The organism is Collinsella sp. AM41-2BH (assembly GCF_003468085.1).
Taxonomy (GTDB): Bacteria; Actinomycetota; Coriobacteriia; order Coriobacteriales; family Coriobacteriaceae; genus Collinsella.
In genome coordinates, this window is the sequence record NZ_QSGH01000013.1 from 59,184 (window position 1) to 69,390 (window position 10,207).

General features: G+C 57.9%; 12 protein-coding genes. 6 read left to right on the forward strand and 6 right to left on the reverse strand.

Features of this window, described 5'->3' with window-relative positions:
* The first annotated feature begins 70 nt into the window (after positions 1-70).
* Positions 71-1,147 carry a redox-regulated ATPase YchF gene (gene ychF, locus DW899_RS07625; protein WP_117800540.1) on the forward strand — a complete coding sequence of 359 codons (1,077 nt, stop codon included), beginning with the start codon at positions 71-73 and terminating at the stop codon, positions 1,145-1,147.
* A gap of 41 nt (positions 1,148-1,188) precedes the next feature.
* Positions 1,189-1,542: a DUF1648 domain-containing protein gene (locus DW899_RS07630; RefSeq protein WP_233539941.1), complete on the forward strand. Its 354-nt coding sequence runs from the start codon at positions 1,189-1,191 to the stop codon at positions 1,540-1,542.
* A gap of 9 nt (positions 1,543-1,551) precedes the next feature.
* Here the strand turns inward: DW899_RS07630 and DW899_RS07635 are convergent, their stop codons facing one another.
* Positions 1,552-1,941, reverse strand: coding sequence for a hypothetical protein (locus DW899_RS07635; RefSeq protein WP_117800542.1), 390 nt, complete (start codon positions 1,939-1,941; stop codon positions 1,552-1,554).
* Positions 1,942-2,017: 76 nt separating this feature from the next.
* Here DW899_RS07635 and DW899_RS10910 point away from each other — a divergent pair, with 76 nt between their 5' ends.
* The gene (locus DW899_RS10910) at positions 2,018-2,236 is read left to right on the forward strand and encodes a helix-turn-helix domain-containing protein (RefSeq protein ID WP_117800543.1); all 219 of its coding nucleotides are present in this window, start codon (positions 2,018-2,020) and stop codon (positions 2,234-2,236) included.
* 22 nt (positions 2,237-2,258) lie between these two features.
* On the opposite strand, the gene DW899_RS07645 is transcribed toward DW899_RS10910, so the two are convergent.
* Complete coding sequence (locus tag DW899_RS07645) at positions 2,259-3,272, reverse strand: asparaginase (protein WP_117800544.1); 1,014 nt, start codon at positions 3,270-3,272, stop codon at positions 2,259-2,261.
* Positions 3,273-3,536: 264 nt separating this feature from the next.
* Here DW899_RS07645 and guaA point away from each other — a divergent pair, with 264 nt between their 5' ends.
* On the forward strand, positions 3,537-5,135 hold the full coding sequence (gene guaA, locus DW899_RS07650) for a glutamine-hydrolyzing GMP synthase (protein WP_117800545.1): 1,599 nt from the start codon (positions 3,537-3,539) through the stop codon (positions 5,133-5,135).
* Positions 5,136-5,289: 154 nt separating this feature from the next.
* Here guaA and DW899_RS07655 read toward each other — a convergent pair whose 3' ends face one another.
* The 4 genes from DW899_RS07655 to DW899_RS07670 all read right to left on the reverse strand — a co-directional run bounded on the left by DW899_RS07655 (position 5,290) and on the right by DW899_RS07670 (position 8,680).
* Positions 5,290-6,120, reverse strand: a complete 831-nt coding sequence (locus DW899_RS07655) for a class I SAM-dependent methyltransferase (RefSeq protein WP_117800546.1) — start codon at positions 6,118-6,120, stop codon at positions 5,290-5,292.
* A 115-nt stretch (positions 6,121-6,235) separates the two neighbouring features.
* Positions 6,236-6,841 (reverse strand): class I SAM-dependent methyltransferase, encoded by a 606-nt coding sequence (locus DW899_RS07660; protein WP_117800547.1) that lies wholly within the window; start codon positions 6,839-6,841, stop codon positions 6,236-6,238.
* Complete coding sequence (locus DW899_RS07665; RefSeq protein WP_117800548.1) at positions 6,828-7,457, reverse strand: class I SAM-dependent methyltransferase; 630 nt, start codon at positions 7,455-7,457, stop codon at positions 6,828-6,830. Before DW899_RS07665 ends, DW899_RS07660 begins: the two co-directional genes overlap by 14 nt.
* Positions 7,458-8,239: 782 nt before the next feature.
* The gene (locus DW899_RS07670; RefSeq protein WP_117563602.1) at positions 8,240-8,680 is read right to left on the reverse strand and encodes a MerR family transcriptional regulator; all 441 of its coding nucleotides are present in this window, start codon (positions 8,678-8,680) and stop codon (positions 8,240-8,242) included.
* Between the two features lie 105 nt (positions 8,681-8,785).
* Here DW899_RS07670 and DW899_RS07675 point away from each other — a divergent pair, with 105 nt between their 5' ends.
* Positions 8,786-9,325, forward strand: a complete 540-nt coding sequence (locus tag DW899_RS07675; RefSeq protein WP_117563601.1) for a flavodoxin family protein — start codon at positions 8,786-8,788, stop codon at positions 9,323-9,325.
* Positions 9,326-9,388: 63 nt separating this feature from the next.
* On the forward strand, positions 9,389-10,153 hold the full coding sequence (locus tag DW899_RS07680; protein ID WP_117800549.1) for a carboxymuconolactone decarboxylase family protein: 765 nt from the start codon (positions 9,389-9,391) through the stop codon (positions 10,151-10,153).
* The last annotated feature ends 54 nt before the right edge of the window (positions 10,154-10,207 follow it).

Consider the following 10,207-nt stretch of genomic DNA (forward strand, 5'->3'; position numbering starts at 1 on the left):
GGGTTAGCCCAGATGCTGCGGCGGCGCTATACTTATGCAGTTTGAAATGCTTGTACCAAAAGGAGCTGTCGTGTCCCTTTCCATCGGTATCGTGGGCCTGCCCAACGTGGGCAAGTCGACGCTGTTCACCGCGCTTACCAAAAAAACCGGCCTTGCCGCCAACTACCCGTTTGCCACGATCGACCCCAACGTGGGTATCGTCGATGTGCCCGATAACCGCCTGCAAAAGCTCGCCGATATCGTCAACCCGGGCCGCATTGTGCCGGCTACGGTCGAGTTTGTCGACATCGCGGGCCTGGTGAAGGGTGCCAACGAGGGCGAGGGCTTGGGCAACCAGTTCTTGGCAAACATCCGCGAGACCGACGCCATCTGCGAGGTCGTGCGCTACTTTAAGGACCCCAACGTTATGCGCGAGGTGGGCCGCACGGGCGAGTTCGTCGATCCCGCCGGCGATGCCGACACTATCATGACCGAGCTCATCTTGGCCGACATGGGCACGCTCGAGAAGCAGCTGCCCAAGCTCGAGAAGGAGGCCAAGCGCGACAAGGAGCTCATGCCCAAGTTCGAGGTGGCCAAGCGTCTGCTTGCCTGGCTCAACGAGGGCAAGCGCGCCGCATCCATGGAGATGACCGACGAGGAGCGCGCCGCTGCCAAGGGCCTGTTCTTGCTCACCATGAAGCCCATTCTGTATGTGGCCAACGTAGACGAGGATATGCTCAACGAGGACCTGGCGCCCATCGACGGTGTCAAGCCGTTGCCCATCTGCGCCAAAATCGAGGCCGAGCTTTCCGAGCTCGATCCCGAGGACGCCGCCGACTACCTGGAGAGCCTGGGCCTGGAGCAGCCCGGTCTGGACGTGCTCGCGCAGGCCGCCTACAAGCTGCTTGGCCTGCAGTCGTTCTTTACGGCTGGCGAGATGGAGGTCAAGGCCTGGACGGTGCGTCAGGGCGCGACCGCCCCGCAGGCCGCCGGTGTCATCCACACCGACTTTGAGCGCGGCTTTATTAAGGCCGAGGTCATTGGCTACGACGACTACATCGAGCTCGGTGGCGAGCAGGGCGCCAAGGCTGCCGGCAAGCTGCGTATTGAGGGCAAGGACTATGTCATGGCCGATGGCGACGTCGTGCACTTCCGCTTTAACGTATAAGGACGACGCATATGTTTAAATATGGCAAAAAAGCTGGCTACATGGGTATTGCGCTGCTCGTACTTGCGGTGATTCCGCTGGTGGTCGCAGCGTGTGTTATCCCCAACATTGGTCCCGAGGTAGCAACAAAGTTTAATGCTGCCGGCGAGGCGACGCGCTGGGGCAAGAGCTACGAGTTGCTGGCGCTGCCGGTGCTCAACTTGCTGCTGAGCGTGGCGACGTACTTTACGGCGGGACGCCAGGCAAAGAACAATGAGGAATCCGCCGCCATGGCGCGCATCGTGTGCGAGCGCTACCTGCGAAACGGCTGCATCACGGGTGTGTTTCTCAACGTAATCAACGTCTACTTTATGTATTCGGCGATTACCGGTATGGGCTTTGGCCTGGGCTTTTAGCTTGCGCCTTTAGGCAACGAGCCTGCAAGCATATTCGATGGCTGCTGCGAGGCCGCCGCTCAATCGTGGTTGAAAGACTACATCGGCGGCGGCCTCGTTTTCGTATCCGGCACCGCGGAGGCAGAGCGCGATACCGGCTTCTAAAAGGAGCGGCAGGCCGCGTTGACTGGTTGCGATTACGGCAGCCTGATTGAGCGAGCAACTGTGCGCTTGGCATTGGATGGCAAGTTCACCTTGCGCCGGGCAAGGGACCAGAACAGCGGCGACTCGACTTGATAGCAATGCGAATGCTGTGCGCTCATCGGGCGAAAGACATTCTGCTTCAACGACGACGAGCTTGGGCGGTGCGCTGTTTGTGCGAAGCGTGGCTCGGTACATGCGGACCGAAGAACCCGACATAGAAAACTCCTGTGTATTCGGCAAAACGTAAACTATAGTTTACGTTTATATTCGGCTCCATTTCAAACTCGTCTGCATGGACGAACGTGCGAAACAGATTCTTGGCAGGCGGGTCGAAGAGACACGCAGAGACCTTGGTATCTCCAAGGTTGATTTTTGTGTGGCGACAGGAATCAGCCGACCCTACCTCGACCGAATCGAAGATGGGACGGCAAATTTCACGCTCAAGGTTCTATTTAAGATCGCGCCCGCACTTGGCATGACGGTGTCAGGGCTTCTCGAGGGTATCGAATAGGGGATACCCGTCGACAACTGAATTACGCCATCGGGATGCGGTCGTGGTTGACTTGGCTGTAGAACAGGCGCTGAATCTCGGCCGCATCACGTGACTGGCCGAGCGCCCACATGGTTTTGGCCACGAGCGTCTCGGTGGTCATATCGTCGCCGCGCAAAATACCCGGATGATCGGCGTAAGCTCGGCCGACCTCATAAACACCCAGGTCAAGGCCCTCCTCGGGGACCTGTGTGGTCATAACGACAGTACGGCCCGAATCGACCCAGCGGAAAATTGTCTCTTGGAATGACTCGCCGGACTCGCCAAACTCGGGGATACCGCCAATGCCAAAGGTCTCCAAAATCACGGCGTCGTAGCTGTCGGCAAGGGCGTCGAGGATGCCCGGGTTTACGCCGGGCGTAAGCTTGAGTACAAATACGCGCGGGTCAATGCTGCCGTAGAAACGGACTGGGCTCTCATTCTGGTGGGTGCCGTGGAGCCCATTGCGCACGATGCGGTCGTTGCGGATGTAGGCGATGGGCGGATAGTTGACGCTAATAAACGCGTTAAAGCTCATGGTGCGCTGCTTGCGGGCGCGCGTACCGGCAATGGCTACGCCGCCAAACACGATCGAAACATCGTGCGAATGCTCGTCGAGCGCATAGAGCAGGCTCTGGTACAGGTTGAGCTTGGCGTCGGTAAAGGGATTGCCCATGGGCTTTTGCGAGCCGGTGAGCACGATGGGCTTGGGGCTGTCCTGGATCAGATATGAAAGTGCTGCCGCGGTGTAGCTCATGGTGTCGGTGCCGTGAAGGACTACGAAGCCGTCGTGATCGGCATAGCCTTCGACGATGACGTCGCGGATGCGCATCCAGTCGCTCGGGCGCATATTGGTGCTATCGATGTTCATGGGCTGCACCACGTCGAGCTCGCAGAGCCCCGAGATCTCGGGGACGCTCTGGGCGAGCTCCTCACCGGTCAGGGCGGGGGAGAGGCCGTTGCCGTCCTCGGTCGATGCGATGGTGCCGCCCGTGGCGATGAGAAGGATGCGCTTCATGCTGGTATTCCTATCGTTTTGCCGCCGCAAGGGCGGAGTCGTTCGGCAGTATTGTGGCACAGGGCGTCGAATGTTCAAACGTATTACATCATCTGTGACGTTTAGTAACATTTCATCGCCACCAAAAAGGGTGCAGGTCGTGCGTTTGCCGTGCGCTGATGGCTGCGAGGGACGAGAAACCCCATATAACGTGTACACTATGAAAGTTAATTTCGTTCATTCGCGCGGGTGGGCACCGGCTCCCCGCTAACAAGAGGGGGAACCATGGATCAAAAGGCTTCCGCAAAGGTCCTCGTACTCGACTTTGGTGCGCAGTACGGTCAGCTCATTGCCCGTCGCGTCCGCGACCTCAACGTGTATTCCGAGATTGTCCCCTGCGACATCTCGGCCGATGAGATTCGCGAGATGAACGCCTCTGCGCTCATCCTTTCCGGCGGCCCGGCTTCCGTGTATGCCGAGGACGCTCCGTCCATCGATCCTGCCATCTTTGACCTGGGCCTTCCCGTCCTGGGCTTTTGCTACGGCCATCAGATCACGGCCGTGACGCTCGGCGGCAAGGTCGGCCACTCCGAGGTGGGCGAGTACGGCCGCGCCACCATCACTCGCACGGCCGGCGCCAAGCTCTTTAACTCCACGCCTATGGAGCAGACCGTGTGGATGAGCCACCGCGACGCCGTGTCCGAGGTGCCCGAGGGCTTTACCGTTACCGCCAGCACCGACGTATGCCCGGTTGCCGCCATGGAGTGCGTCGAGCGCAAGATCTTCACCACGCAGTTCCACCCCGAGGTCAAGCACTCCGAGTACGGTCAGCAGCTGCTGAGCAACTTCCTGTTTGAGATCTGCGGCCTGGAGCCCAACTGGAGCATGGACAACCTGGTCGAGACCATGACGGCCGAGTTTCGCGAGAAGGTCGGTGGCGATCGCGTGATTCTGGCCCTGTCCGGCGGCGTCGACTCCTCCGTTGTGGCTGCCCTGGGCGCTCGTGCTGTGGGCAAGCAGATGACCTGCGTGTTCATCAACCACGGTCTGCTGCGCAAGGGCGAGCCCGAGCAGGTGGAGGAGGTCTTCACCAAGCAGTTTGACGTCGACTTTATCCATGTCCACGCCGAGGACCGCTATGCCGAGCTTCTGGCCGGTGTGACCGAGCCCGAGGAGAAGCGTCGCATCATCGGCACGCAGTTCTGGAAAGAGTTCTTCGCGGTCGCCCAGCAGCTCGAGTGCGATGGCAAGCCGGTCAAGTACCTGGCTCAGGGCACCATTTACCCCGACATCATCGAGTCCGGCGCGCGCAAGACGGGCGGCAAGACGGCCACCATCAAGAGCCACCACAACCTGATCCCGTTCCCCGAGGGCGTGCACTTCGACCTCATCGAGCCGCTCGACCACTTCTTTAAGGACGAGGTCCGCGCGCTTGGTCTGGCGCTCGGTCTGCCGGGTCACATCGTGTTCCGTCAGCCTTTCCCGGGCCCGGGTCTGGCTATCCGCATCATCGGTGCGGTCGATAAGGAGAAGCTCGAGATTCTCAAGAACGCCGACGCCATCGTGCGCGAGGAGCTCGACGCCTACAACCAGCGTCTGTTTGAGCAGACCGGCGAGCGCAACTCCGAGCACAGCTGCTGGCAGTACTTTGCGGTTCTGCCCGACATTAAGTCCGTTGGCGTTATGGGCGACGAGCGCACCTACCAGCGCCCGATCATCCTGCGCGCCGTCGAGTCCAGCGATGCCATGACCGCCGACTGGGCCAAGCTGCCCTACGACGTCCTGGCCCGCATCTCCGGCCGCATCGTGGCCGAGGTTCCCGGCGCCAACCGCGTGTGCTACGACATCACGTCCAAGCCGCCCGCGACGATTGAGTGGGAATAGAACATACGTTCGATAAAATAATATAGTATCAGATAGCGGGCACGGTTTCAATTGAATCCGTGCCCGCTGCTGTATGCGTGTCCTTGCACGCCCAATATGCGCCGTAAAAGCCGTCTTCTTCGACGTCAAAGTGAATGCGCTTCGTTTTCGCCTCTCAAAATCTTATTTTCACGATTTGCATTTTCATCCCGTTGTCACCGACCCTTGCGAGAAACCGGAAAAAGCAGCTGACAGAAGAGTCTCTCAAATCGTTGTAGCCCAGCATATAGCCGCGACTTGTGACCTGCAGACGGCTGTCCCACGTGCCGATTTCCTTGGCGGCATCCGAAACCGCAAAATATGCCCCCACATCCTTGATTTTTGCAGTCTTAAGCCATGTTTTTGCGATCATCTTTACCGCCGTCCGATTGGCAGCATCAAAGACCAGCGCACTGCCGGGGAAAGCGTCCGCCATCCCCCGCACCAGTTCCCGGACCTGCTGGGTCAGAAAGTAATAGAACACCCCGGAGGCAAAGAACACCGCCCCGCGGGAGGCATCGATTTTGCTAAACCATGCGGTGTCTTTCAGGTCGCAGGGGATATTTTGTTCTCGATCCCCGGCGGGCAGTAGCTGCTGCCGCAAGGCAATCACATCCGGGAAGTCCAGATTGTAGATCTTGCATCTACCGTTGTCGCAGGTTCTGCCGGTGTTGTCCAGCCCGCAGCCCAGATTGACCACCGCCGCATTGGGGTGGCCTTTCAGGTAATCCCGCACCTCGAAAGCAAGATCACTCTGCCGTGTGGCCACCTCCAGCGCACCAAAGCGCTGTATCAGGCTGCGGGAGTTTTTCTCTGCCTCTGAAAAGTCGTAGTCGATCTGGTCGAGCAGACGAACCGCTGTTTCATCCCTGTAAAGGTTCGGGTACAACTCCGTACACAGCTTCCGGGAATACAGCGGGAGGATCAGCGTCTCCTGCACGGTGTTTTTCTCAATTTTACATTTCATAGGTTTCTTCCTCAGTGAATAAAAACTGTCATAATTGCCGCCAGCATAGCCGCTATGACCGTCATGCCTATCGCCATGTGCAGGATGGATGCAAAAATGCCCGTGCTTGATACCCCTACTTCCGCGCCGTGACGCAGAGCCACTTTTTCTTTTTGTGTATCTGCACCTCGTGAAAACCCGCCTGCTCCAGACATGCCTTTAATTCAATGTCCTTGTAGATGGTCATGCCGCCGATGATCTGCGTCCACCTCTCGTCCTTGTCCGTATCGCCATTGCTCTCGTTGCAGATAAGAATTGTCCCGCCTGGCTTCAGCGTCCGCCAGACCTCACGGAAGCATCGGGGCAAATCAGGCCAAAAATAGACGGTCTCAAAGGCCGTGGCGGCATCGAAGTAGCTATCCTCAAACACCATATCCGCCACACTGCCTTGCAGAACGGCGCAACGCCCCTCCTGAATTGCAATTCGGTTGAGCTTTCTAGTCTTCTCCACGCTGACGGGCGAATAGTCGACGCCCTCGACGACGCCATGCGGGCATTTTTTCAGCAGCCGTTTTATGTTCGCCCCGCCGCCGCAGCCGCAATCCAGCACCTTGGCATTTGGCGCAAGTCGTAGAAATCGAAGTCCCCACCGCGCCACAGGGCTGTGGCCCAGATTCATCATGGCAACCATAAGTTTTCCGCCGAGGCCCACGGGCTTGCGGGTGTTTTCAAAGAACGACATCTGGCCCCTCCGATTTCGTGCATTCCGCATAGGTCAATGGGAACGAGGCCTTCAGCACCGCGCTTTTCTGCACCGCCCAGCCGTTTTGACGCAGGAAACGCAGGTATTCCTCGCTTGTCCACCTGCTGTGGAGGGGGAATCCCGCCATACTCATGAAAAAGGCTTTTGCCTTGCCGGAAACCGAGTTCCCCGCGTGGGTGAAGGTTGGCGCGATGAGCACGCCGCCGTCCTTCAGTACCCGCCTGATTTCTTGCAGTGCCTTTTCCGGATGCGGCACTATGTGAAGCGCGTTGGACGCGATCACCACTTCGAAGGACTTCTGTGCATAGGGCAGGCGGAACATATCTTGTACGGAAAAGTGCAGCTTTGCGGATTGATTGTCCCGCTTTGCTTCAAGGATCATCTGTGCAGAAGCGTCCGTAGCCTCGATGTGCACCGCCGCATCCACGATGCTCTTTGCGATAAGCCCCGTGCCGGTGGCAACCTCCAGTACGGTTTTTGCTTTCACCACCGGCCTGATCAGCTCATACATCTTCTCATACGCCGCCCGGTCCTTTCGCATGAAACGGTCGTACCGACCGGCATTCTTGTCCCAGAAGCCCTTGCGTTCGTGCATGGCTATCGCCCCCCAAACAGTTAGAGCAATCTAACTATAACACACGAATCATGCAGTAAGATAAGGCTAACCTTATTTCTTGGCCAAGACGCATCTCTTCGGTTTTGCTTATAACGGTGTGAGTCAGATACTAAGCTGGAGCTGAAGAAGGAGCTTGGCGGACAGGTAGGTCGATACCGGTTCCCGGAACGGTGATCCAGCCAATTACACCAGGGCTCTAGTCATGCAGGTAAACCCAATCCATGACGGGAAATAGGTCCTTTTCTCTAGCTCGACGTCTTTCGGAGCTTGACGATTTGGACTGATGGAGGTGAGAAGTCCCTCACTGCGCCAATACCAGAAGATTGCGCTATAGACATCTCTCCGACCCTTTGAATCACCCCTTTTCACGCCACCCGCTACGAACCCCGGCGGAAACTAGGGAGTGATTAAAAAGGCGACCTGCGGTTTTGCGAATCAATTGAGTCATTCACAAAATCGCGAATTAAGGGCCTGATTCGCCCAAATTGCGCACGAATTGGCCCTTAGGCGGTACGACGCGACACGCATCGACAACACTCGGCCTGGATTAGTCACTGAGCGGGAATAGCGGGAACTGGCTTTTGAACTCGCGTTTTGATACCGTCGAGTACCGCCTGATGCTGTTTCGGCGCCGCCATAGAGTAAAGCCACCAGCGAAATAACGGGAATAAAAGCCTCCGGACCCTCTGGTTCGGAGGCTATCTTTTTGCATATCTGCCTAAAACGACTCCTTGCCAAAGCCCCTTGAGCATCGGGCGGCATTATTGAGTGTGGGCGTTATCGTAGGTATTTTTGATTTCTTCTGGCAAATTATCGGGAATCAGCGCCTTCACTCTATCCTCGTTGCCATCTTGGATTGCCTGCTCGTAGTACCAGCATTTGAACTTCAGCATGTCGAGCGCGCGGTTCATGTTCACGATCTCCGACTCCATGTGGGCCTTGCGCTCCTCGAACATGGCCTTGCGTTTGGGGTATGTTGAGGGACCCTCTGCGCACCATTCCATGAACAGCCGGATGTCCTTGATCTCCATTCCAGCCTTCTTTAGGCATTCGATGACCCGAAGCGCTTCGAGTTCCGTATCGCTGAATCGGCGAATGCCGGATGCCCGCTCCAGCCCCGGGAACAATCCCTGCTTGTCGTAATATCGCAGCGTTGAAGCGGGCAAACCGAACATTTCCGCCACCTGTCCGATTGTGTACATGGCTCCTCCGAAACAATGTCGAATTCATTCCTTGACCTAAAGTCAGGTTTAGGTATTACCTTCATTCTCGTCAATGTAAATCGGGAGCGCAAGGGGTATTCCGTAATGGGCAAAACGGTTTTGATAGTTTCTTCAAGTCCACGAAAGAATGGCAATTCCGAGACGCTGGCGGAGGCTTTCGCCAACGGCGCGCGGGAGGCAGGTCACAGCGTTGAGACCGTGCGTCTGCGCGAGAAGCAAATGGGCTTCTGCAGGGGCTGCCTTGCCTGCTTAAAGTTGGGGCGTTGCGTCATCCAAGACGATGCCGTGGAAATTGCCGCCAAAATGCACGATGCGGATGTGCTGGTGTTTGCAACGCCCGTCTACTACTACAGCGTCTGCGGCCAGCTCAAAACCATGCTGGACCGCGCTAACCCGCTTTTTGGCTCCGATTATGCATTCACCGAGGCATATCTGTTGGCGACGGCGGCGGAGAACGGGCGCTCGACCTTCGACGGGGCGAAAAAGGCGATGCAGGGATGGGTTGACTGTTTCTCCCGCTGCACGCTCGCTGGAACGGTTTTCGCCGGCGGCGTGAACGGCGTGGGCGAAATCGCCGGGCATCCCGCTCTGGAGCAGGCGCGGCGAATGGGCATGGGAATCTAGCCGGGCTGTTTGGCCGCGCGGAAACAGATTTGTGCCAAAACTATCGACAGGAGGAAATCGATCATGGCAGTTAAACAGACGGCAGGCAGAGACGCCCTGGGGGAGTTCGCTCCCAAATTCGCACAGCTCAACGACGACGTGCTGTTCGGCGAGGTGTGGAGCCGAGAGAGTGAGCTCTCCCTGCGCGACCGCAGCGTGGTGACGGTGGTTGCCCTGATGTCGCAGGGGCTGACGGACTCTTCGTTCAAATATCACCTGATGTCCGCAAAGAACAATGGAGTGACCAGGACGGAGATAGCGGAAATCCTTACGCACGCGGCGTTTTATGCGGGTTGGCCCAAGGCGTGGGCTGCCTTCCGCATGGCGAAGGAGGTCTGGGCGGCCGACGATGCCGCCGACGCAAGGGCTCAGCACCAAAACGAGATGGTTTTCCCCATCGGTGCCCCCAACGACGCATTCGCGAAGTACTTTATCGGGCAAAGCTACCTCGCGCCTCTATCAACCGAGCAGGTTGGCGTCTACAACGTGACGTTCGAGCCCGGCTGCCGCAACAACTGGCACGTGCACCACGCCAAAAACGGCGGCGGACAGATTCTCATCTGCGTGGCTGGTCGAGGGTTCTACCAGGAATGGGGTAAACCGGCACAGGAGCTGCGCCCTGGCGATGTGGTCAACATCGCCCCGGGTGTGAAACATTGGCACGGAGCCGCGCCCGAGAGCTGGTTCTCCCATCTCGCGCTGGAGGTTCCGGGCGAGGAGGCCTCCAACGAGTGGTTAGAGCCCGTGGGCGACGGGGAATATCTCAAAGAGACTAACAAGGAGGCTTAAATACCTTCGCCGTCCGTGCCGCCGAGAGCAGGGCGCCCAAATCGGCCTGGATCG

What these genes read in the sequence shown, in the direction of transcription:
- DW899_RS07630 (WP_233539941.1), top strand. Translation starts at nt 1,189, where the DNA reads ATGGGTATTGCGCTGCTCGTACTTGCGGTGATTCCGCTGGTGGTCGCA.
- DW899_RS07675 (WP_117563601.1), top strand. Translation starts at nt 8,786, where the DNA reads ATGGGCAAAACGGTTTTGATAGTTTCTTCAAGTCCACGAAAGAATGGC.
- DW899_RS10910 (WP_117800543.1), top strand. Translation starts at nt 2,018, where the DNA reads ATGGACGAACGTGCGAAACAGATTCTTGGCAGGCGGGTCGAAGAGACA.
- DW899_RS07680 (WP_117800549.1), top strand. Translation starts at nt 9,389, where the DNA reads ATGGCAGTTAAACAGACGGCAGGCAGAGACGCCCTGGGGGAGTTCGCT.
- DW899_RS07665 (WP_117800548.1), bottom strand. Translation starts at nt 7,457, where the DNA reads ATGCACGAACGCAAGGGCTTCTGGGACAAGAATGCCGGTCGGTACGAC.
- DW899_RS07655 (WP_117800546.1), bottom strand. Translation starts at nt 6,120, where the DNA reads ATGAAATGTAAAATTGAGAAAAACACCGTGCAGGAGACGCTGATCCTC.
- DW899_RS07670 (WP_117563602.1), bottom strand. Translation starts at nt 8,680, where the DNA reads ATGTACACAATCGGACAGGTGGCGGAAATGTTCGGTTTGCCCGCTTCA.
- DW899_RS07660 (WP_117800547.1), bottom strand. Translation starts at nt 6,841, where the DNA reads ATGTCGTTCTTTGAAAACACCCGCAAGCCCGTGGGCCTCGGCGGAAAA.
- DW899_RS07645 (WP_117800544.1), bottom strand. Translation starts at nt 3,272, where the DNA reads ATGAAGCGCATCCTTCTCATCGCCACGGGCGGCACCATCGCATCGACC.
- DW899_RS07635 (WP_117800542.1), bottom strand. Translation starts at nt 1,941, where the DNA reads ATGTCGGGTTCTTCGGTCCGCATGTACCGAGCCACGCTTCGCACAAAC.
- guaA (WP_117800545.1), top strand. Translation starts at nt 3,537, where the DNA reads ATGGATCAAAAGGCTTCCGCAAAGGTCCTCGTACTCGACTTTGGTGCG.